Source organism: Lentzea alba, from assembly GCF_047445655.1.
Taxonomy (GTDB): domain Bacteria; phylum Actinomycetota; class Actinomycetes; order Mycobacteriales; family Pseudonocardiaceae; genus Lentzea; species Lentzea alba_A.
This window is the reverse complement of the sequence record NZ_JAJAEG010000005.1, coordinates 1-19,785: the sequence shown is the minus strand read 5'-3', so window position 1 is coordinate 19,785 and position 19,785 is coordinate 1. Positions and strand designations below refer to the sequence as shown.

Below are 19,785 nucleotides of genomic sequence, written 5' to 3'. Positions count from 1 at the left end.
TCAGAGCCGATCTGGGTGGGGAACGGCGAACGAGGCGAGCAGATCGCTGACGTCGTGGGGCCGTTCAAAGGGGGCCATGTGGCCGCATTGGGTGATGACGTGTGTCTGTCGTGGCCGCAGCAGCTCGGTGACGGTGTCGAGATGGGTGATCGGGGTGACCTGGTCGTCGTCGCCCCACACGAGCAGGGCCGGGATGCCCAGCTCGCCCGTCCGTCGGAAGAGTTCCTGCCGCTCGAACAACGGGAAGTCCTGCAGAGTCTGGAAGAACGAGTAGAGCGAGCCCTCGCACCGGTAGGCGTCGCGCACCATCGCGACCAGCTCGGCGGACAGCGCTGGGTCGCGGACGTTGTGCCCGAGGTGTCCCTCCAGCAACCTGCGGCCGAAGCGCCTGGCGACGAACCCGCTCAGGAAATCGTTGCGCAGCAACCGTTGCGGCAGGGGACGTCGGTCCAGGCCGGCAGGCCCGACGACGGTGAGCGTGGCCACCGCTTCGGGATATCGGTTCGTGTAGGCCATCGCGACGAGCGCACCCATCGACGTGCCGACCACGTGCCACGGTGGCGTGAGGTCCAGCGCCGCAGTCAGTTCGGCCAGCTGTCGGACGAACAACGCCTCGTCGTAGGCGCTTCGCACCCTGTCGGAACCGCCGCGCCCGTAGGCGCTGTAGGCCAGGGTGCGCAGTCCTCGGGTGTGCAGCTGCTCGGCGGTCTTGTCCCAGTAGAACAGCGGAATGGTGATGCCGCCGACGAGCACGACGAGTGCGCCGTCTTCGGGACCGGCCAGCTCGTAGTGCGTCACACCGTCGGACAGCTCGACGTAACTGCCGCGCAGTGTTGGCCGTGTTGCCGCGTCGAGTCGAATGTCCTCATCGGATGCGACGAAGTACCTCATCGCCGCTCCTCCTTCGCGGGCAGGAACTCGGCGATCGCCGCAGCCACCCAGTCCGGGTACTCCTCTGGTAGCAGGTGCCCGCCGTCGGGGTGCACGCGCTCCTGGGCGCCGGGGATGTCGCGGGCGAAGTGCTGCCCGTCGATCTCGGCGCTGCGCAGCACCAGGGTCGGAACCTTGATCCGCGTGATCTCGCCGCTGCGGTCCGGCTGGTCGGTGTTGGCGAAGTCGACGAACGCCGACAGGTTCCCTGGGCGGCTCGTCAACGCGTACACCCGGTCCACCATGGCGTCGTCCACGATCGACGACTTCGGGCCGACCGCCTCACGCAGCCCTCGTTCGGTCGCGCCGCGCGGGAGCCATCGCCGCAACACTGGGCGCAGCAGCGGATTCCGAGCGAGTCTCAACCCGGCGGGCAGTGACTTCTCCGGATAGCCGGTGGCGTTGACGAGCACCAGCCCGTCGACCCGCTCTGGGGCGTCCAACGCCAGGTTCCACGCGATGTTGCCGCCCAACGAGTTCCCGGCCACCGCGAAGCGCGGCACGTGCAACGCGGTCATGAAGCTCGCGATCGTTCGCGCGTACGTCCGGACGCGGTAGTCGCGGTCCGGCCGTGGCCCGGTCCGTCCGAAGCCGGGCAGGTCCGGGCGGATCACGTCGCAGGACGACGACAGCAGCGCCGCCACCCGCTCGAAGCCCTCCAACGACGACCCGCTGCCGTGCAGCAGCACCACCGTTGGCCCCTGACCTGCTCGTTTGTAGTGAACGCGCAGGCCGTCCACCGAGGCGATCTCGGTGTCGGAGGTGGGGTTGTGATTGCTCTTCATAATGGCAACAGTGTTGCCGTTAATGTGGGAGGTGTCAACCGGAGGTGATACTGATGCCTGTGACCAGTTCGTCTCTGCCCGCCGCCGGCACCGAGTCCACTCGGCGCTCACGTGGCCGTCCCGCTGTCCCGCTGGACCGGATCCTCGCCACGGCGTTGCAACTCGTCGACGAGGAAGGCGCCGAGGCCCTGTCCATGCGGACCCTCGCGCAACGGCTCGAATCCGGCACGGCCACGCTGTACCGCCACTTCACCAACCGGGCAGTGCTCATCGGGCACGTGGTCGATCGCGTTCTCGGCGAGGTCGAACTCGATTCCGGGGCGCTGGCGAAGATGAGCTGGGACCAGGCCTGTCAGGCGCTCGCCCAGGCCATGTTCGACACGCTGGGCAAACACCTCAAGGTCGCACCCCTGCTGATCGAGCAGACGCCGATCGGGCCCAACGCGATGATGCTGCGGGAACGCTGCCTGGCCGTCCTGCTCGACGGCGGGCTGTCTCCTGGTCTCGCGGCGCGCGCGTACGCGACGCTCGCGCGCTACGTCCTGGGCTTCGCCATCCAGCTCGCCGGATCAGGGAACGGGGCCGAGCAGAAGCAGGTGTCGGAGTACTTCCACAATCTTTCGTCCGCGGAGTATCCGGCCACCCTTGCGGTCGCGGACTCGTTGCCGGTGCCGCTGGAGGACGAGTTCGCCTTCGGGCTGGAGCTGATCATCAACGGTTTGCGCCAGCTGCACAGTCTTGGCTTTGATCGAGGGAGCTGATCGCGGCAACGCTGACGAACGCTGAACTGCTCACCGCGTTGACAGCACATCGCCGTCCTGAAGCTCCGTCTGTGGGACATGGGCTGCGCTTTGCCTTCTGTGGACGGATGTCAACGAGCACCTATCAAGATGTGCAGACGTCTCGTGCGTGGCAACGTGCCGTGTCGGATGAGCTGATCGACGGCATCGGTTCGGTTGTCGCGGAGTTCTTCGATGTGGGTGTGTCGCGGCAGTAATCGTGGCAAGACCGTCCAGAAGCAGCGGCGCTCCTGGCTGTCGCTGCGGATCCTGATCGTGACTTCGACGCGGTGGTCGTGGGGGAGTACGAGCGGGCGTTTTATGGCGATCAGTTCCGCGAGGTCGTGGCTCGGCTGAACGCACTGGGTGTCGAGGTATGGCTGCCGGAAGCGGGCGGCCCAGTGGAACTCGGCAGTCCGGCGCATGTGGGGTCGGCGGGTGCAGATGTTGGCGCCGGATCCGGTGACATCCGAGAAGATCACCTGTTGGAGGCACTGCCAGGCCCGCTCGAACGGCCAGGTGGACTCGTGGAGCAAGACATGCGCGCGGAGCTGGTCGATCAGGTTCGCCGGCAACGTCTGCAAATCGAATACGACGGTCAGCGATTGGAAATGCGACCCGCTCTGCCGATTGTGAAGACAGTTGAACCTGCCCGCCGTCCGGTTCAAACGACGCTTGTGTTGGATTGGAGTGATGGCAAGAAGGCTGTCGAAATATGAATTACCCCCGGGATTCCGGTGAATCCCGGGGGTGAGAGAATGTTCGAGGACTTGAGTTCCCATACGTAGCAAGCTTGCGCAGTTCGCGTGTTCATGCGCTATTGGACAGCTCGAAACCAGTATAGAGGGCCAGTCGGCGTATTCAATCTTTGGTCATCCGCGATGTCGGCCATCTGCGGAACACTGCTGATCAACGAACGTGACCCTCAGCTTTAGCGCACTCCACCACGGCCGGCCGCTTGATCAACGAGTACGAATCTGCGGCGGCCTGAGGCGCAGGTCAGACCAACAGGCATAGTTTTGGCACTGTAGCCCGCGCGAAGTCGAAGGTGGCCGATGGTCGGCTCAGCCAAGTAGCGTCGGCATGTGCCAGAAGAGGGTGAGGTCATCGCCGGGCGGTACCGGCTGGTGTCGTCGATCGGGCAAGGATCCATGGGGGTGGTCTGGCAGGCGCGCGACGAGCAGTTGGACCGCGTGATCGCGGTCAAGCTGCTCAACACGGACCGGCGGTCCCCGGATGCGGTGGCGCAGATGCTGCGCGAGGGCCGGGTCGCCGGTCGGCTGCGGCACCCGCACGCGATCAGGATGTACGAGGTCGTCGAGCACGACGACAAGCCCTGTCTGGTGCTGGAGTACCTGCCCTCCCGCAGCCTCGCGGCGCTGATCGCCGAACGGGGCGCGCTGCCGCCGGGCGTGGTCGCGGCCGTGGGCAGGCAGGTCGCCGCCGCGCTGGCGGCGGCGCACGCAGAGGGCATCGTGCATCGGGACGTCTCGACGTTCAACGTCCTGCTGGCCGAGGACGGCATCGCGAAGATCACCGACTTCGGCATCGCCCGCGCGGTCGGCGAGGGCACGGTGACCGACGCCCGCTTGATCGTCGGCACGCCGGCCTTCCTGGCGCCGGAGGTGGCGGCGGGCGAGGCGGCGACGTTCGCCTCGGACGTGTTCTCCCTCGGCGCGACCCTCTACGCAGCGCTGGAGGGCACGCCGCCGTTCGGTGTGGACGACAACCCCTACGCGCTCCTGCAACGCGTGGTTCGGGGAGAGTTCGAGCCGCCACGGTTGGGTGGCCCGCTCGGCGAGGTGCTCCTGCGCCTCCTGCATCGTGACGCGGCACAACGCCCGACGATGGCCGAGGCCCACAAGCTGCTCGCGGCGGTCGCGGAGGGACTGCCGCTGCCCGCTGCGCCCCCGAAGAGCGGGACGCGGATGCTGCTCGTCCGCCGCCACCTGCCACGCCGGGTGATCGCGATGGTCGCCGGTGCGGCCGTCCTGGTCGCCGCCGGTGTTGTGATCGGCACCGTCGTGCAGGGCGGCCGGCCCAGCAGCAGCGCCCAGACCAACTCCACCACGGTGACGACCACGGTCACGACCGCGACCGCCTGCGTTGCCCGTTACGAGGTGACCAACTCGTGGCCGGGCGGCTACCAGGTCGAGGTGACCGTGCGCAACACCAGCGCAGGCGGCCTAACCGGCTGGACCATCACGTGGCAGCCGGCTGCGGGCCACACCATCGGCAACCTGTGGAACGGCACCCTGACCCAGAACGCGACCGCGGTGACCGTCACCAACGCCGGCCACAACGCCGTGCTCGCTGCCGGGGGAACCACCTCGTTCGGGTTCGTCGCCGCCGGTCCTGAACCCGCTCGCCCGGCCGTGACCTGCTCCACCGCCAACTGAAACGTCGGCTTACCGGTCAACGGAAGCGAGGCGGCGGGGCTCCAGGAACGCAGCCACCAGGTAGGCGGGGTGATCAACGAGTATCGATATGCGGCTTGAGCTGCAGCGATGACATTTCGAGCGGTACAAGATCGTCGGCCAACAGCGCGCGTTCGAGCACCAGATCGGCGAGAAGCGCAATGAGGACGTCCGCATACTCGGGCAACGGCTGGTGACGGCGCGCGAACTCGGTGACTTCGGCGATGTACTCACGGCGGACCTGCCGCGCGCCGGGATCAGGATGTACATACGGCGCCTGGGACACTGGCCCCTCGACCACCCGTGAGACCAGGAGTGCACCGTGCAGCAGGGAACCGTCCGCTGGTACGACCTCGAGCGCGGCTTCGGCTTCCTCGCCCCCGACGACGGCAGCGACGACATCTTCGTGCACGTCTCGCAGGTGCAGGGCGAGGGCGCGGCCCGGGCGCTGCGCGAGGGCCAGACGGTGGAGTTCGAGACCGGTGAGGGACCCCGCGGTCCGCAGGCGCTGCGCGTCGCCGTCACCGGGGACGCCTCGCCTGACGCGGCCTTGGGCGTGCTCGCGACCGTCTCCTGGTACGAGCCGGCCAAGGGCTACGGGTTCGCCGCGCCGGACGGCGGGGGTGCGGAGGTGTTCGTGCACTCCTCTGCCATCGTCACAGGGGGCGTCCTCGCGGCCGGGCAGCGGGTGGCCTTCGTCGTCATCGCCGGGGAGAAGGGGCCGCAGGCCCAGCATCTGGTGCCGCTGAGCTTCGACGCCGGGGTCCGCCGAGCCCCTCTGGTCGCGCCCGGCGACGGCGCCGACGGCTCCGTCCTGTGGTTCGACGAGGAGAAGTCGTTCGGCTTCGTGGCCGCCGACGACGGGGCGGGCGACGTCTTCCTGCACGTGCGCGCCCTGGTCGACGAGGTGTACCTGCCTGCCGAGGGCGACCGGGTCTCGTTCACCACGGTCACCGTGGACCAGGGTCGTCAGGCGCGCGAGGTGCGGTTCGTGGCCACCGGCGAGCCGGTGGAGGCCGCCGCGACCCCCAGCCAGGCCCGTTCGGCCACCCGGCCCGCAGCCCGCGCCGGCGACGGCACGGTGGCCCGCTACGACGCCGACCGCGGCTTCGGCTTCATCACCCCCGACGCGGGCGGGCCCGACCTCTTCGTACACGTCTCGGTGGTCTCCGGCAGCGAGCCCCTGGTGGCCGGCGAGCGGGTGCGCTTCCGCATCCGGCAGAGCGACCGGGGCCCGCAGGCCGATGCCGTCGAGCACGCCTGACCGTCCGGGACGGACCTACGACGCCTCGAAGCGGGCGACGTAGCGGCGCTGCCACTGCGTCTCGACCGCCCGGCGGTCGTAGCGCGCCCGCACGTACGCGACCGCCTCGGCGGCCGCCACCCCGTCCAGGACGGCCAGGCACGCCAGCGAGGTGCCGGTGTGACCGTGACCCCGCCGCAGGCGAGCTCCACCCGCTCGTCGCGCGCGGCTCCACGCCTCCCACAGCGCGTCCGCGGCGGGTCGGTTCATGAGCCAGGAGACCAGGCGGCATGGTGAGGGGTGCGACGCGGTCGAGGTTGGTCCGGCTCTGATTGATGCAGCGGACGAGGAGGTTGGCGTGTGGTTCGCGTATCGCGGTAGTGCGTCGGTCGGTGAGGTTGCGCTGCGGCTCACGCCGTGGGTGAGTAGCGCGGTGTACGGGGTGTGGCTGACGGGTTGAATTCGGACTGTTCCAACCAGCTCGGACGAGGCGCGGTGTGCGTGCCGGGAAATTCGTCCCTGCAGGCCGAGATTGAGCCCAGGGCCGCCCATGCCTTGTCGTCCGAAGAGGACTAGGAGTTCGACGGGGCGTCGCTGGCTGCGCCGAGCCAGGGCGGGATGTGGGTGCCGAACTCGGCGACCTCGCCTAGCAGGAGGATGAGGTCGCCGTTGTCCTGGATGCGTTCGGCACTGACTCCGATCGGCAGAAGTTCGCATCTGGCAACGCTTCCGCGCATTTCGACGTCAGACGGCACGGCGGCCCGAGTCACGGAATGACGGCGACGTGCACCGGGATTCCGTAGGTCGTGAGCGTTGTCCACGCGGACACCTGTGGGGTGCCAGAACTCTGCAGTCGTCCGCTGAGCTGCAGTGATCGGGTTCTGTCGTTCGGACGGCATGAGTTGTCCCCAGTTGGATTGGGCTGACCGCGCTGTGCTGGCCGCGTAGGTGCGGCGACTACCTCGCTGGCTACGGGAGCACCGGTTGGTGTCCCCAGGCACTGTGCTGCGGTGGCATCGGCGCTTGGTCGCCAAGAAGTGGACCTACCCGAACCGGAGTGGGCGACCGCGGGTCGATGAGACCGTGGTGGCGTTGATCAAGCGGATGGCGCGGGAGAACACGGGCTGGGGTTACCGCCCTATCCAGGGTGAACTGCTCAAGCTCGGCCATCGAACGTCCGCGTCGACTGTACGCCGGGTGCTCAAGCGGCTTCGGATACCGCCTTCGCCGACTCGAGACTCCGACACCTCGTGGCGTCGGTTCCTACGTGCCCAGGCAACGAGCATGCTGGCGTGCGACTTCTTCCACGTCGACTGCGTCGTCACGTTGAAACGGGTGTACGTGTTCTTCGTGATGGAGGTCGGCACCCGCTACGTCCACATCCTCGGCACCACTACCAACCCTGACGGCCCGTGGACTACACAGCAGGCTCGCAACTTCCTCATGGAACTGGACGGCCGGGCCAGCGAGTTTCGTTTCCTGGTTCGTGACAGAGCCGGCCAGTTCGTGACGTCGTTCGATTCCGTTCTCGCGGACGCCGGGATCGACGTTGTGAAGATCCCGCCGCGGTGTCCGCGGGCGAACAGCTATGCGGAACGGTTTGTCGGCACTGTCAGACGCGAGCTCACGGATCGGCTGCTGATCATCAACGAGCGGCACCCGAGGTCAGTGCTGAGCCGCTACGTGTCCCACTACAACCAGCGGCGACCACACCGAGCGCGACACCACTTTCCACCTCGACCCGATCGCCCGACCGGAGACCCAGGTTGTAGATCCGTGCGTCGTCAGCAGTACTCGGCGGCTTGATCAACGAGCATGAACCTGAGGCGGTCTGATACGCAGGTCAGAGCCGTCGGACCACATTTTGGTACCCCACAGGCCATCGAAGTGCCCGATGCTCGTCGCTCCTGCCAAGCGACCCTGGTGACGCCCACCTGCGTGGAAATTTCCACGCGACCCTGCGCGCCGCCTGTCGTCCGCGGCACAAGGGAGTCGAGCGCTGGCGCGGTGACCTCTTTGTCGGCGAGTTCGACGGCAGCGCACCGTTGGTGTTGATGGACAGGTCGAAGGGGCCCGGTGTGGGGGACGTGGGATAGTTCCCGACGGGTGGCGGGCTGAACTAGCGTCCGGATGTGACCTGGACAGGTTGTTTCTGACGGTGACGAGGACGTCTGTGGATCACGATCGCGTGGCACGGGCGTGGGCGGCCATCAGGGGGACCGCCCGCGGCGCCCCGGTGTCGTTCCGGCACGCCTGTGCGGCCTGCGTCAAGGCGCTCGATGCTCAGGGGGCCGGTTTGTCGTTGGCCCGTGGCAGGGGGCTGGGGGAGCCGGTGTGCGCGGTCGGACTCGGCACTGACGAGCTCGAGGAGTTGCAGTTCACCCTCGGTGAAGGCCCCTCGGTGGACGCGGCGGCGGGGACGGCGCCGGTACTGGCCTCGGACCTGTACAACGCCGAATTCGGACGCCGATGGCCCATGTTCACCCCGGCTGCTCTGCACCGCGGCGTGCGGTCGGTGATCTCAGTGCCGTTGCGGGCGGGCGCGATCAAGGTCGGGGTGCTGAACCTCTACCGGGGCCTGCCAGGCGCACCGACCGAGGACGAGATGGCGGATCTGCTGGTGTACGCGGATGCGGCGATGCTGCTGGTGATGGGATCGAGCGACGGGATCGCCGCTGGCCGGCCGGAGGTCACGGGGAACGGATTCGACGAGCGGCGGGCCGAGGTGCACCAGGCAGCGGGCATGATCTCCGTACAGCTCGGGATCGGGGTGGAGGAAGCGTTGGTGCGGTTGCGGGCTCATGCCTACGCTCGGGAACGGCGGCTGGCTGAGGTGGCGCGCGACGTGGTCGAGCGGCGGCTGAGGTTTTCACGCGGCACCAGCTGCAACCCCGGTTCGGGGAAGGAGGAAGGCCTGTGACGGCATCAGACCAGCAGGCCCGGGACGTTCTGGTCGCGCTGGCGGACACACTCGTGGCCGACTTCGACATCATCGACTTCCTGGACGTGCTCACCGGTCACTGCGTCGACCTGCTCGGGGTGACCGCGGCGGGTGTGCTGTTGGTCGACCACCGCGGCACGCTGAACATGGTGGCGGCCTCCACCGAGCGGGCCAGGGTGCTGGAACTCTTCCAGCTGCAGAACGACGAAGGCCCGTGTCTCGACTGCTACCACAGCGGAGAGGTGGTGGTGTGCGCGGACATCTCCGAGGCTGTCGGGAGGTGGCCGCTGTTCGCTCGTGCCGCGGCTGAAGCCGGGTTCGCCGCGGTGCACGCGTTGCCGATGCGGTTGCGTGACACCGTGGTCGGCGGGCTGAACCTGTTCAGCGCTCAACCGGGCAGGTTGAGCACCGACGTGGTCGGGCTGGGGCAGGCTCTGGCCAACGTCGCCACTGTCGGCATTCTGCACCAGCGCACCATCCGGCACAGTGAGATCGTGGTGGAGCAGCTGCAGGCCACGCTCGACAGCCGCATCCTGCTCGAACAGGCCAAAGGTGTTCTGTCTGAACGGCTGCAGGTCACGGTGGGAGACGCTTTCCTCCTCCTGCGCGAGTACTCCCGTCGTGGTTCGCGGATGCTGGCAGATGTCGCGGCCGACGTGGTCGACGGTTCGGCCGACGTGTCCGCGATCGCCGCTGTCGCCGCATCCGATCCCACCCCGACGGAGTAATCGGGCCCTCTCCTGACATCGCCCGACCGGCTGGTTGTCCGCGAAGCACCCGCGCGGGAGCATCATGATCGTCCACCACCCACGGTGCGCGGTGCCCGGACGCTGCCCTGGACCCCGGCGGCCTCAACCGCGCTTCAGCAGGCGAGGCCAAGGGATCCACCACAATGCCCCAGCAACAGCCCGCCCCGCCATCTCGACCGGCCGGGCCCGTTCCGCTGAACCAGCTCGAACCCCAGCCGCACGGTTCACCTTCCGAGGGTCGGATCGACGAGCTTCTCAACCACGTGGTGCACGAGCTGTACGCCACCGGCCTCGACCTGCACACCGTGCTCGGCCTGCTCCGCAGCCACCGGCGCCTCGCCGAGGAGCGGGTGCAGACCGTCATCACCAGGCTCGACGGCACCATCAGCACGATCCACCGGGCCGGCGCACGACTCGCGGTGGCGCGAACAGAGCCGATGATCGACGCGCTCATCGCGTTGCCCAGGGGGATCGACCTCTCCGGCTACCTGTACACGCTGACGCGGCATTGCGTGGAACTGCTGGGTCTTGACGCGGCAGCGATCGTTCTCAGCAACCACGACGCGACAGCGGACGTGGCTGCGGCCGGCAGGGATGCGGCCACGGCGCGGGAGCTGTGTCGGCTGCGGGAAGGGCCGTGTCACGACACCACCGAAACCGGGCGATCCGTGACTGTGGGCGACCTGGCGGCAACGGGCCACTGGCCGCAGTTCACCGCAAGGGCACAGGCTGGAGGATTTCAGGCTGTCCACACCCTGCCACTGGGTTACGCCGGCACCGCGCTGGGCGCGCTGGCGATGTTCAGCACCACCGCACACGAGCCTTCTGCTGACGACGTGCAACTCGCTGAAGGGGTGGCCAGCTTCGCGGCTGTCGCCATCACCTGTGACGAGGTGCTGCGTCAGCGCGATTCGCTCGCCGAACAACTCCAGACCGCGCTGGCCGACCGCGCCGTTGTCGAACAGGCCAAGGGGGTTCTGGCCGAACGCCACGGCATTCCCGTCGCTGCGGCGCAAAGCATCATGACCACGCACTCCCTGCTGCACGACATGCATCTCAGCGGCACTGCCCAGGCGATCATCGACGGCACCGCCGACCTGTCCGACGCAGTGCGCCATCTTCGCTGACTCCTGCCGGAACGGTCAGTCGTCGGTATCCCCGGCGAGCTCGAACCCGGTGATCAGGTGCGGGCGGATCCGGATCACCTGGTCCAGGTCAACGTCCCCCACGGCCGCAGCATTTGCTAGTAGCGCACCACGTCGCGAACATCGGTGACCCACTCGGCGAGACCGGTGACGATCACACTCCACCCCAGGCAGGTGTGCGGGTCGATCACGTTCACCTCATAGGTGACCACCGTGCCCGTCGGCGCCAGCACAGTGGCAGACAGCTGCGCGCGGATGATCACAGCGTCTCCGTCGACGATGTGGTTGACGATCTGGATCGCCGGCAGCGCGTGCCGGCAGAACACCAGGCGGCCGAACGGTGTGCCGGCGAGCAGGCTCATCGCCCTGGCCTCGGGTAGCTCTCGCATGTGGCGCGGCTCAGCAGCCATGAGAGTCCTCCCTCCGTGTGGGAGTGATCGACCGGTGATGGCTGCCGTGGCACTGTCGTCGAGTCGTTCCCGCGCCCGTCTTCACGTCCACCGCAATCTGCCGCCTGCGGCACATGATCGTTGACGGTACCGACATCGGCACCCGGTGGCGCAAGCCTGCGAGCAGGTTCCGGGCACGATGACCGATGCGGCTACCGAGGTCGCGTTGATGCGGTCGTGCTCAGGGCTTTCGGGAGTCGAAGTCGTTGCGGGCGATCACGGCTGAGAGGTGTGGCGTTGTTGGTGCCGAGAACATCCCGCAGCCACCAGGTGATCCAGCTTCTCCGCTCTTTCGCGCGTCGCCGGGCTGCTCGACATCCGGCCCGCCACCCCGGGTGCTGTCGGTCTCGTGGCTCGGCACCGACCTGCGCGGGGTGGCGGTCGGACGGTCGTGGGTCGTCCTGCGTGGCGATCGCGCGCGATTCGAGTTCAGCGCACCTGTTCGGCCTTGAACTGCATCCGCGGCGTCGCGTAGAACTCCTGGGCCTGCACCAGCCGCAGCTCGCGCTCACCGGAGCGGTAGGTCAGGTCGATCAGGTCGAAGACGCTCGACGCGGTGCGCTCCAACGCCACCGCCGCGTCCTTCGTCTCCACGTAGTGGGCGGTGAACAATGCGGCCGTGACGTCGCCCGACCCGTTCGCCTTGAACGGCAGGTGCGGGGTGCTCAGCAGCCACGACCCGACGGTGTCCACGACGAGCATCTCGATCGTGCCCTCCTCCCGGTCAGGCCGCTCGACACTCGTGACCAGCACGGTCGACGGGCCCATCGCGCGGGCGAGGTCAGCCGACGCCAGCGTGTCCTCGACACTCGCCGGCTCGGTGCCGGTGAGGAAGCCCAGCTCGAACTGGTTCGGGGTGATGATGTCGGCCACCGGCACGACCCTGTCGCGCAGCAGCACGGGGATCTCGGGCGCGACGAAGCAGCCGGACTTGGCGTTGCCCATCACCGGGTCGCACGCGTAGAGCGCCGCCGGGTTCGCAGCCTTCACCCGGCTCACCGCGTCGATGATCACATCGGCGATGCCCGTGCCTCCCTGGTAGCCGGACAGCACGGCGTCGACCTGCCCGAACACCCCGCGTTCCTCCACCCCGAGCAGGATCTCGGCCACGTCCGACGGCGGCAGGAGCGGACCGCGCCACGCGCCGTACCCGGTGTGGTTGGAGAAGTTCACCGTGGGGATCGGGACTACTTCGACTCCGAGGCGCTGCAGCGGGAACACGGCGGCGGAGTTGCCGACGTGGCCGTGGGCGACAACCGACTGGATGGACAGAACCTTCATCCGTCCACCCTAGACGGACACCTGACCATCGCCGTGCCATCGAGCCTGGTCGAGGCGGCGGTGATCTACGCGGCGGTGCTGTGCCTCGTTGCGCCGTTCACGGTGCCAAGTGGACATGACTCGGAGCGTTACCTTCGGTATGCGGCAGCCTAGTGAGGTGTGTGCCGGAATCAGTGGTTCCGATGTGATGTGCGACTAGGTTCTGCAGCGTCGCGGCCGTTGCCGCTAGATCACTGGCCGATCCGTGAAACGTCGGCACCGAGCAACCTCGGGTGGGGACGACTTCCTCACCGGGAGATGGATCACACCTTCGCCTTGTTGGCGCCGACGTCGTTCTCGAGGTAGTTCTGGCCGATCGGTGCTTGTGGAAGAACTCGCTCCCCAGCGCCGCCGGAGATCGCCCTCTCACTCATCGCGCGTCGACGGGCACAGTCGTCAGGCCCGGAGCCATCAAAGTTCCGGGCCTGCGACCAGGTTTCCGGTTATGGGCAACGCTTCCAGGAGAAGTGGTAGTCCGTCTTGGCGTAGCCGTCGAGCGAGTCCATCGCCATGAAGCTCGGCTTCTTCGGATCCGACGTGCCCGCGTTGACCCGCAGCTCGGTGTTGATGTTGAGGTTCCTCTTCACGCCGCAGGGCGGGTAGATGATCGGCGAGCCCACGTCCGTGGCCTGCCATTCGCCATCAGCTGGGCCCTGCCAGCTGTGGCTGCGGTAGCCGGTGTCCGTCATGCCCTGGAAGTAGTAGTTGGACCTCAGGGAACTGGTGGCACCGCGTTCGAGGTGGAGGTAGCCGGCGTAGTCGACCTCGGAGATGCCGTAGACGAAGCCCTCGGGCGCGTTCACCCGGATGCTTAGTTGGCAGTTCTTCCGGAAGTCCGTCGGCGCGGCACCGGGGCCGACCTTGGCGGCGTAGCTGCTGAAGACCACGTGGAAGGCGGAGTTGTCCGGTGACACCGTCACCGAGGTCGTGCCTCTGGGGCAGCCGCTTCCGTTGATCGTGTCGATGGTGACCGCGCCGGGTGGCGGGATGTCGGCCTGTGGGAGGACGACGGTGGACATCGCCATGGCCGCGGCGACAATCGCGTGGATCATTGGATACCTTCCGGCTCGTACGCATGGCAGCGGCGGAGAAGAAGTACCCAACCCGATGACGGCGGCTTGGTGGGTTTCCTGCCGCCTTGCGATTACCTGACGATCGGCCCTCCCGTCTCACCGGCGATGCCGACCCCCAGCTCACGGACTGCTGCGCGAGTTGAGCGGTTCGCGAAAGCCGACCTGCCGAGCGCCGAGATCATCGCCACCGCCACTAGTGGAGCGGGGCAGAAAGCCGGGCAGCATGGGAACGATCACCACGGGCGTGGACGCCGACGCCATCCTCCTCGACGCCAATCCGCTGGCCGACGTCACTTACCTGATCGACCCGCGCCACCGCCGCGCCGGCCACCTCGTCCACTGCCAACAACCGACTATTGCAAGGACAGGGGCGTAGTCCGGCAGCGGCAACACTCACCCGGCTCGGGATGAACGTCGTGGTGACCGAACGTCCCGTCGGTTCGGTCAGCCGAAGAGCGTGTCGCCCCAGTAGCCGCCCGGCTTGACCCTCGGCGGTATCGCGAAGCGGCCGGAGCTGGTGTGCTCGATTTACGACACCATCCCGTCCTTAGTGGACAGTGCGTGCTGCATCGGCACGAACTGCGTGCGCGAGTCGCGGTTGAACGCCACGATGAACAGGCCCGCGTCGAGGTGGCCGAGCCCGTCGGAGCCGTTCGGTGAAGTGGTAGCCGCGACGCAGGATCCGCGCCCCGTTCAACGTCTCGGGTGAAGCGAGCCGGATATGCGCGACGTCGCCGATCGTGGGGATCCCGCCGACGCCCTTGACGTGCAGGTCCGGCTCGTCGAACTCCTTGCGCTGCCCAAGCGGCGCACCTTCGCCCTTGGTGCGGCCGACGATCTGCTCCTGCTCGACCAGCGACGTGCAGTCCCAGGTCCCGATGTGCATCCGGATCCGCCGCGACACCAGGTACGTGCCGCCGACGAGCCAGTCGAGCCCGTCCTCTTTCGACACCCACACGTGGTTGCGCAGGTGCTCGGTGTCCACGGCCTTGATGTTGCGCGTGCCGTCCTTGAAGCCGAACAGGTTGCGCGGCGTCGCCTGGTCCCGCGTGGTCGACGACGTGCGGCCGGACCTGAGCTGCGACCACCGCACCGCGACCCGGCCGAAGCCAATACGGACCAGGTTGCGCACGGCGTGCACGGCGACCTGCGGCTCGTTCGCGCATGCCTGGATGCAGATGTCACCGTTGCTGCGCTACGGCCGGATGTCGACGAGTGACTTCCAGGATCCGCGAACGTCCCGAGCGTGGCAGCGTGCGATCTCGGACGAGCTGATCGATGGCGTCGGAGTGGTGGTCGTGGAGTTCTTCGACGTGGGTCGGTCACGCCGCTGGTTGTGGTCGGACTGGCCACAAGCGGCGGCTTTGCTTGCTGAGGCCACGAGTCCTGATCGCAGGTTCGAAGCAGTTGTGGTGGGGGAGTATGAGCGGGCGTTCCACGGCGATCAGTTCCGTGAGATCGTCAAGCAGCTCAACGCTCTCGGAGTCGAGGTGTGGTTGCCTGAGGCCGGAGGCCCGGTCGAGCTGGACAGCCCGGTGCACCAGGCGCTGATGGTCTTGCTCGGAGCGCAGGCACAACGCGAAGTGGCGCGAGCTCGGCAACGTGTGCTGGCGGCGATGCGTGTGCAGGCGGCGCAGCAGGGCAGATTCCTGGGAGGCCGCCCGCCTTACGGCTACCGGCTCGTTGACGCGGGCAGGCACCCGAACTCCCGTCACAGCCAGTGGGGCAGGCGGCAGCAGAAGCTGGCGCCCGATCCGCAAACCGCGCCGTGGGTGAGGTGGATCTTCGGACAGAGGGCGGCTGGCCGCGCCGTCGCGTCGATCGTTCGTGAACTCAACGACCGGCACGTGCCGTGCCCCGCGAGCGCGGACCCGACCCGCAACAAGCACAGATCAGGGGCTCGCTGGGTTGCGGCCACGGTGACCTCGATTCTGGAGAACCCGCGCTACACCGGTCGACAGGTGTGGAATCGGCAAGCAACCAGCGGCTACGGCGCTGGCGGTCGAACCGATGGGCGCGGTTCCGGACGTTCCACGAGAAAACCCGCTACCGAGTGGGAATTTTCGAGACGACTCGTACACGTTCCGTTGGTCGACGACATGACCTTCGTCGCGGTCCAGTCCGTCAGGGCGCAGCGACCGACGAGGGACGGAACACGTCGCCAATATGTGCTGGCCGGCTTGGTGGTGTGTGGGATGTGCGGCAGGAGGATGGATTCTCACTGGGTTCACGACCGGCCCGGATACCGCTGTCGGCATGGATACAACAGCGCGTCCGGAAGACCCCCACACGCGCCACGTGTCGCCTACGTGCGGGAGGACCTGCTGCTCGAGGTGCTGAGATCGGTGGTGCAGCCGGATGGAGGCGACGAGCTGGTCGAGTGGCTCCGCCGAAGAGGTCTTGAGATCGTCGACAAACCGGGCGGGCCGAAAGTAAGGAAAGCTGAACGCCGCAGAACCGTTCTACCTGCATCTGCCGTGACCGCGTTGACATTGCCACTGGAGTGGGAAGTGGATCGATCGACCGACCGTCCCTGAAATAAGATTACCCCACGAGCTCTGTGAGCTCGTGGGGTAACTATGTGTCCGAGGGGGACATGAACCCCCACGCGTGGCAAGTGTGCAACATTCGCGTGTTCATGTGGCTATGGATAGCTCGCCGCCAAATAAGAGAGCTAATCGAAATAGTTGGATCGATGTTCTCGGTGTCGGCTTAGATAGCGCCTCAGTCGCAGTACTCGAACGTCAAGTGCTGGAACTGCTTGCTGCTGAACCACTGTGGAACGTTCGGCGACCGCCTACGGGGTGAAGAGCACCATAGGAAGTGCGCATGGCGGGTCAAAGGCCGTTAGGAGTTGGCCGCAAGTCAACCACGCTTCAGTGCCTCGCGCGTGTTGCCTCATTGTGGAATCTTGGGCGTGTTTGGGTCTGCTCGACTGCGACCTTAAAAGGCTCGCCGTAGGCCCCACGACAGTTAGGCCATTCCAGTTCTTGTCGAGACGAACCTATCCGGATCAGCTTCGAAGACCGCGATGTCGACCCTCCGCCTTGTCGTTCTCGTAGTGCTCATGGCCATCATATGTATCAACACGTTTTCCGAAGTCGGCGTAGTGCGCTCTCCCTTCGCAGAGTGCGATCTCGCAGTCGACGTCCGTGGTCTTGTGTTGCTGCTGGCGGCGGGTCCGCTGAAAGGAGTTGGGCGTTGTGCTCATGCGGCGAGCAGGGCATCAGCGTGTCTTAAGCGGTGTCGCCGTTGTGTCGCCGTTGTGTCGTCGGCCTGGCACGGGCCAGGCATGTCGTCTGCGGAAGATCCTGGGCTCGGTTGGGGCGCGAGACCGGGTAGTCCGACCTTTGCGAACAAGTCCTACGTCCCCTGTCGCGGTGCCCGCGCGCGGTGGAGTCTCGAGTTGATCGCTCAGCCGAAGTTGACATGAGCTGGAGGCACTCGATGACAGGTGCCGTGCTTGTCATGGTTGGCGGGCTGCTCGTGCTGTCCGTGGTCTCGGGGATGCTGGGTCTGGGAGTGGCGTTCGCGGCGGTGCCGTTCCTGGCACTGTTCTTGCCCGACCTGGTCGATCAGGTGCAGCCGCTGAGTCTGCTGCTCAACGGCATCACGGCGCTGTTCGCGGTGTTCGGATTTGCACGCAGTGGCCTAATCGACTGGCGTCGGGCGCTCGGCCTGGTAGCGGTCACCACCGTCTTCGCCCCGCTGGGGTGCTGTGCTGGCGAACGTCATCGAGCCGACCGCGATCTGGGCGGTCTACCTGGTCAGCGTGTGCTACCTGGCCTACCGGCTGTTCCGCCCGGTCGAAGAACGGCCCGGCGGGGAGAACTACCGCGCCGCGTTGGCCTGGGCGGTGCCCATCTCGGTGCTGTCCGGCCTGCTGGGGGTCGGTCCAGGATTCCTGCTGATGCCCACGCTGGTTCCGGTCGGTTTCGAGATCAAGAAGGCGGCGGCCATCAACGCCGTCGCGGTCACCCTGCCGTCGTTCTCCGCCCTGATGCCGCATCTGCCGACGGCCCAGTGGGATCCAGGCCTGACCGTCGTGCTGCTGGTGGCGGGTGCGGTCGGCGCGTTCGTCGGCGCGCGGCTCACCAGCCTCTACGTCCCCGGTGAGCGCATCAAGCAGATGTTCGGCGTGCTCATCGTCGTCATGACCGGCTACAAGATCGTCACGCTGTTCACCTGAGCCCGAAGGTGAGGAGAAGGGAACCGAAGCCATGCCGAAGACGGTGGTCCACATCTTCCACGCCGACCAGGACTCGCTGACCACGGGCGCCTACCTGGCTGAACGGATCCGCCAGGTCGCCGCCGATCGTGGCGTCGAGTTGGAGGCCTACCTGTTCGGCCCCGCCGAACGGGCACTGCTCGATCCTGCCGAGGGCGATTTCAACACTCAGATCGACGCGTTGGCCGAGCACGGCGTTCCGGTCAAGACGTGCTTGAACATCGCCGCCGCCAACGACGCCGCGGACAAGTTCGCCAGGCGCGGCATCCAGCTCGAGTTCGCCCGCGACGCCTTCGCCCGTTACGGATGCGAAACCGCCACGGTCATCTCGTTCTGATCCCGTGCTCGTCACCGTGCTGTGGGCACGGCGCTCCAACTCAACACCGGAAGAGAGAAGGGTAGCCATGAACTGCTACGACTGCGCCATCGAGAACCAGACAACCACGGCGACAGCTGTCTGCCGGCACTGTGGTGCCGCCGTGTGCGCCGAACACGCCCATGTGATCGCCGAGGCCTTCCGCCACTTCTCCGGCATGGGTCCGGCTGACCGGCTGCCGCTCGCCCGCCGCATCTCGTGCGGCACCTGTTACCACGCGGAACACGGCACCCAGGAGAGCGTGGACGGCACTGCCGCGCCGCGCGAGCATGTGGCGCGTGGACAGCGATGAACGCCGCCCAGGCCCGCACCGTTTACCAGGTGCGGGCCAAGGCCAGTCCCGACGGTCCGGCCCGGATCGAGGCAGCCGGCCAGACGATCCCCGTCGATGCCTCCTGGGCCAAGTCGCCCTCCGGGCTGCCCGGCCCCGCGGAGCTCCTGGCATCCGCCTTCGCAGCCTGTCTGCTCAAGAACGTCGAGCGTTCCAGCCAACTGCTGCCGTTCCGCTACGACAGCGCCGAGGTCGATGTGACCGCGCGCCGTCAGGACACCCCACCCAAGTTCACCACCATCACCTACGAGGTGCGGCTAGTGACCGACGAGCCGCAGCATCGGGTCGAACTGCTGCACCGCAACCTGCGCCGGTACGGCACCGTGTACAACACCCTCGCCGCCGTCTGCGAGGTCCAGGGTCGCGTCGCCACCATCTCACCGTCGGAACAACAGCCATGACAGCCATCACCGACCATCCTGCAGACCTCGCATAGAGGAAGCGCTGTTACACGCGGTCGCCGAATGGGACGTGCATGCCACGCATGAATTCGGTTATCGAACGTTGGGTCAAGACCCTTCGCGTCGAACTGTTGGACCGCATGCTGATCTGGAATCAGACCCACCTACGGTATGCGCTGCGCGAGTACGAGCGGTGCTACAACGAGCACGGGACCCACCGATCACTCGCCGCCGCAGCACCCTTGCGGGTCCGGCCCCAGCCTCTTGAGCCCGATCAGATCGAACGCTTCAGAGTAGATCGGCAGGACCGTCTGGGCGGAGTCATCCACGAGTATCGCTGTGCGGCCTAACCTGCATGGACGGGGTTTTCGGCACGCACAACGGTCGTGAGAACCGCAAGTACGGTCCACTACCACGTGCGCACCGATGGTTCCGGCCCAGTCGAAGCCACAGAGCTGAGGTTCGGCGGAAGCAGATCACCGGCCGCTGGCCGAAACGAGCACGGCTGACGTCGGAAGCCAGTTCAGCTAGCCGCCCATTCCAGGCCCTCGATATGCGATCCTGGCGATCGCAGGGGTGTGTCAAACGAGCGGTGTAACTCGGGTTGAAGGAACTACT

The 19,785-nt window shown here is 67.0% G+C and carries 24 protein-coding genes and 3 pseudogenes; 18 read left to right on the top strand and 9 right to left on the bottom strand.

Features of this window, described 5'->3' with window-relative positions:
- Both LFM09_RS09745 and LFM09_RS09740 read right to left on the bottom strand, forming a co-directional pair.
- Window positions 1-891: an alpha/beta fold hydrolase gene (locus LFM09_RS09745; RefSeq protein ID WP_414096006.1), complete on the bottom strand. Its 891-nt coding sequence runs from the start codon at window positions 889-891 to the stop codon at window positions 1-3.
- Window positions 888-1,715, bottom strand: a complete 828-nt coding sequence (locus tag LFM09_RS09740; protein WP_414096005.1) for an alpha/beta fold hydrolase — start codon at window positions 1,713-1,715, stop codon at window positions 888-890. The genes LFM09_RS09745 and LFM09_RS09740 overlap by 4 nt, the downstream gene beginning before the upstream one ends.
- A 53-nt stretch (window positions 1,716-1,768) precedes the next feature.
- Here LFM09_RS09740 and LFM09_RS09735 point away from each other — a divergent pair, with 53 nt between their 5' ends.
- From LFM09_RS09735 to LFM09_RS09720, 4 genes are all read left to right on the top strand, one after another.
- Window positions 1,769-2,476: a TetR/AcrR family transcriptional regulator gene (locus tag LFM09_RS09735; protein WP_414096004.1), complete on the top strand. Its 708-nt coding sequence runs from the start codon at window positions 1,769-1,771 to the stop codon at window positions 2,474-2,476.
- 107 nt (window positions 2,477-2,583) lie between these two features.
- The gene (locus LFM09_RS09730) at window positions 2,584-2,712 is read left to right on the top strand and encodes a hypothetical protein (RefSeq protein ID WP_414096003.1); all 129 of its coding nucleotides are present in this window, start codon (window positions 2,584-2,586) and stop codon (window positions 2,710-2,712) included.
- 78 nt (window positions 2,713-2,790) lie between these two features.
- Entirely contained in the window at window positions 2,791-3,213 is a 423-nt protein-coding gene (locus tag LFM09_RS09725) for a hypothetical protein (protein ID WP_414096002.1), read from the top strand.
- A gap of 366 nt (window positions 3,214-3,579) precedes the next feature.
- Complete coding sequence (locus LFM09_RS09720; RefSeq protein ID WP_414096001.1) at window positions 3,580-4,893, top strand: protein kinase domain-containing protein; 1,314 nt, start codon at window positions 3,580-3,582, stop codon at window positions 4,891-4,893.
- 73 nt (window positions 4,894-4,966) lie between these two features.
- Here LFM09_RS09720 and LFM09_RS09715 read toward each other — a convergent pair whose 3' ends face one another.
- A complete protein-coding gene (locus LFM09_RS09715; RefSeq protein ID WP_414096000.1) occupies window positions 4,967-5,197 on the bottom strand; it encodes a hypothetical protein in 231 nt (76 codons plus the stop codon).
- Window positions 5,198-5,233: 36 nt separating this feature from the next.
- Between LFM09_RS09715 and LFM09_RS09710 the strand changes: the two are divergent.
- Together LFM09_RS09710 and LFM09_RS09705 are read left to right on the top strand one after the other, a co-directional pair.
- A pseudogene (locus LFM09_RS09710) lies at window positions 5,234-5,437 on the top strand (cold-shock protein); the annotation flags it as partial.
- Between the two features lie 30 nt (window positions 5,438-5,467).
- Window positions 5,468-6,175, top strand: a complete 708-nt coding sequence (locus LFM09_RS09705) for a cold shock domain-containing protein (protein WP_414096324.1) — start codon at window positions 5,468-5,470, stop codon at window positions 6,173-6,175.
- A gap of 15 nt (window positions 6,176-6,190) precedes the next feature.
- Here the strand turns inward: LFM09_RS09705 and LFM09_RS09700 are convergent, their stop codons facing one another.
- A complete protein-coding gene (locus tag LFM09_RS09700; RefSeq protein WP_414095999.1) occupies window positions 6,191-6,424 on the bottom strand; it encodes a hypothetical protein in 234 nt (77 codons plus the stop codon).
- Between the two features lie 302 nt (window positions 6,425-6,726).
- A complete protein-coding gene (locus LFM09_RS09695; RefSeq protein ID WP_414095998.1) occupies window positions 6,727-6,924 on the bottom strand; it encodes a hypothetical protein in 198 nt (65 codons plus the stop codon).
- A gap of 217 nt (window positions 6,925-7,141) precedes the next feature.
- Here LFM09_RS09695 and LFM09_RS09690 point away from each other — a divergent pair, with 217 nt between their 5' ends.
- From LFM09_RS09690 to LFM09_RS09675, 4 genes are all read left to right on the top strand, one after another.
- A complete protein-coding gene (locus LFM09_RS09690; RefSeq protein ID WP_414095997.1) occupies window positions 7,142-7,960 on the top strand; it encodes an integrase core domain-containing protein in 819 nt (272 codons plus the stop codon).
- A gap of 367 nt (window positions 7,961-8,327) precedes the next feature.
- Window positions 8,328-9,074 carry a GAF and ANTAR domain-containing protein gene (locus LFM09_RS09685; RefSeq protein WP_414095996.1) on the top strand — a complete coding sequence of 249 codons (747 nt, stop codon included), beginning with the start codon at window positions 8,328-8,330 and terminating at the stop codon, window positions 9,072-9,074.
- On the top strand, window positions 9,071-9,823 hold the full coding sequence (locus tag LFM09_RS09680) for a GAF and ANTAR domain-containing protein (RefSeq protein ID WP_414095995.1): 753 nt from the start codon (window positions 9,071-9,073) through the stop codon (window positions 9,821-9,823). The genes LFM09_RS09685 and LFM09_RS09680 overlap by 4 nt, the downstream gene beginning before the upstream one ends.
- Window positions 9,824-10,149: 326 nt before the next feature.
- Complete coding sequence (locus LFM09_RS09675; RefSeq protein ID WP_414095994.1) at window positions 10,150-10,971, top strand: GAF and ANTAR domain-containing protein; 822 nt, start codon at window positions 10,150-10,152, stop codon at window positions 10,969-10,971.
- Between the two features lie 116 nt (window positions 10,972-11,087).
- Here LFM09_RS09675 and LFM09_RS09670 read toward each other — a convergent pair whose 3' ends face one another.
- The 3 genes from LFM09_RS09670 to LFM09_RS09660 all read right to left on the bottom strand — a co-directional run bounded on the left by LFM09_RS09670 (window position 11,088) and on the right by LFM09_RS09660 (window position 13,810).
- A complete protein-coding gene (locus LFM09_RS09670) occupies window positions 11,088-11,399 on the bottom strand; it encodes a pyridoxamine 5'-phosphate oxidase family protein (protein WP_414095993.1) in 312 nt (103 codons plus the stop codon).
- 468 nt (window positions 11,400-11,867) lie between these two features.
- On the bottom strand, window positions 11,868-12,719 hold the full coding sequence (pdxY, locus tag LFM09_RS09665) for a pyridoxal kinase PdxY (protein WP_414095992.1): 852 nt from the start codon (window positions 12,717-12,719) through the stop codon (window positions 11,868-11,870).
- A 482-nt stretch (window positions 12,720-13,201) separates the two neighbouring features.
- Window positions 13,202-13,810 carry a DUF4360 domain-containing protein gene (locus LFM09_RS09660; protein WP_414095991.1) on the bottom strand — a complete coding sequence of 203 codons (609 nt, stop codon included), beginning with the start codon at window positions 13,808-13,810 and terminating at the stop codon, window positions 13,202-13,204.
- 244 nt (window positions 13,811-14,054) lie between these two features.
- On the opposite strand from LFM09_RS09660, the gene LFM09_RS09655 reads away from it, so the two are divergent.
- Complete coding sequence (locus tag LFM09_RS09655) at window positions 14,055-14,207, top strand: hypothetical protein (RefSeq protein WP_414095990.1); 153 nt, start codon at window positions 14,055-14,057, stop codon at window positions 14,205-14,207.
- 68 nt (window positions 14,208-14,275) lie between these two features.
- Here the strand turns inward: LFM09_RS09655 and LFM09_RS09650 are convergent.
- A pseudogene (locus LFM09_RS09650) lies at window positions 14,276-15,026 on the bottom strand (Dyp-type peroxidase); the annotation flags it as partial.
- Between LFM09_RS09650 and LFM09_RS09645 the strand changes: the two are divergent.
- From LFM09_RS09645 to LFM09_RS09615, 7 genes and pseudogenes are all read left to right on the top strand, one after another.
- A complete protein-coding gene (locus LFM09_RS09645) occupies window positions 15,004-16,368 on the top strand; it encodes a recombinase family protein (RefSeq protein WP_414095989.1) in 1,365 nt (454 codons plus the stop codon). The pseudogene LFM09_RS09650 and the gene LFM09_RS09645 sit on opposite strands and share 23 nt — an antisense overlap.
- An 892-nt stretch (window positions 16,369-17,260) precedes the next feature.
- Window positions 17,261-17,494 (top strand): annotated as a pseudogene (locus LFM09_RS09640) (hypothetical protein); the annotation flags it as partial.
- A 55-nt stretch (window positions 17,495-17,549) separates the two neighbouring features.
- On the top strand, window positions 17,550-18,020 hold the full coding sequence (locus tag LFM09_RS09635) for a sulfite exporter TauE/SafE family protein (protein ID WP_414095988.1): 471 nt from the start codon (window positions 17,550-17,552) through the stop codon (window positions 18,018-18,020).
- A gap of 31 nt (window positions 18,021-18,051) precedes the next feature.
- A complete protein-coding gene (locus tag LFM09_RS09630) occupies window positions 18,052-18,396 on the top strand; it encodes a hypothetical protein (protein ID WP_414095987.1) in 345 nt (114 codons plus the stop codon).
- 67 nt (window positions 18,397-18,463) lie between these two features.
- Window positions 18,464-18,727, top strand: a complete 264-nt coding sequence (locus LFM09_RS09625; RefSeq protein WP_157984935.1) for a DUF2180 family protein — start codon at window positions 18,464-18,466, stop codon at window positions 18,725-18,727.
- Window positions 18,724-19,167, top strand: a complete 444-nt coding sequence (locus tag LFM09_RS09620) for an OsmC family protein (protein WP_112267826.1) — start codon at window positions 18,724-18,726, stop codon at window positions 19,165-19,167. The genes LFM09_RS09625 and LFM09_RS09620 overlap by 4 nt, the downstream gene beginning before the upstream one ends.
- A 74-nt stretch (window positions 19,168-19,241) precedes the next feature.
- Window positions 19,242-19,517, top strand: a complete 276-nt coding sequence (locus LFM09_RS09615) for an integrase core domain-containing protein (protein WP_414095986.1) — start codon at window positions 19,242-19,244, stop codon at window positions 19,515-19,517.
- Window positions 19,518-19,785 lie beyond the last annotated feature (268 nt).

What these genes read in the sequence shown, in the direction of transcription:
- LFM09_RS09745 (WP_414096006.1), bottom strand. Translation starts at nt 891, where the DNA reads ATGAGGTACTTCGTCGCATCCGATGAGGACATTCGACTCGACGCGGCA.
- LFM09_RS09740 (WP_414096005.1), bottom strand. Translation starts at nt 1,715, where the DNA reads ATGAAGAGCAATCACAACCCCACCTCCGACACCGAGATCGCCTCGGTG.
- LFM09_RS09735 (WP_414096004.1), top strand. Translation starts at nt 1,769, where the DNA reads ATGCCTGTGACCAGTTCGTCTCTGCCCGCCGCCGGCACCGAGTCCACT.
- LFM09_RS09730 (WP_414096003.1), top strand. Translation starts at nt 2,584, where the DNA reads ATGTCAACGAGCACCTATCAAGATGTGCAGACGTCTCGTGCGTGGCAA.
- LFM09_RS09700 (WP_414095999.1), bottom strand. Translation starts at nt 6,424, where the DNA reads ATGAACCGACCCGCCGCGGACGCGCTGTGGGAGGCGTGGAGCCGCGCG.
- LFM09_RS09670 (WP_414095993.1), bottom strand. Translation starts at nt 11,399, where the DNA reads ATGGCTGCTGAGCCGCGCCACATGCGAGAGCTACCCGAGGCCAGGGCG.
- pdxY (WP_414095992.1), bottom strand. Translation starts at nt 12,719, where the DNA reads ATGAAGGTTCTGTCCATCCAGTCGGTTGTCGCCCACGGCCACGTCGGC.
- LFM09_RS09660 (WP_414095991.1), bottom strand. Translation starts at nt 13,810, where the DNA reads ATGATCCACGCGATTGTCGCCGCGGCCATGGCGATGTCCACCGTCGTC.
- LFM09_RS09655 (WP_414095990.1), top strand. Translation starts at nt 14,055, where the DNA reads ATGGGAACGATCACCACGGGCGTGGACGCCGACGCCATCCTCCTCGAC.
- LFM09_RS09645 (WP_414095989.1), top strand. Translation starts at nt 15,004, where the DNA reads ATGCAGATGTCACCGTTGCTGCGCTACGGCCGGATGTCGACGAGTGAC.
- LFM09_RS09630 (WP_414095987.1), top strand. Translation starts at nt 18,052, where the DNA reads ATGCCGAAGACGGTGGTCCACATCTTCCACGCCGACCAGGACTCGCTG.
- LFM09_RS09625 (WP_157984935.1), top strand. Translation starts at nt 18,464, where the DNA reads ATGAACTGCTACGACTGCGCCATCGAGAACCAGACAACCACGGCGACA.
- LFM09_RS09620 (WP_112267826.1), top strand. Translation starts at nt 18,724, where the DNA reads ATGAACGCCGCCCAGGCCCGCACCGTTTACCAGGTGCGGGCCAAGGCC.
- LFM09_RS09615 (WP_414095986.1), top strand. Translation starts at nt 19,242, where the DNA reads ATGCCACGCATGAATTCGGTTATCGAACGTTGGGTCAAGACCCTTCGC.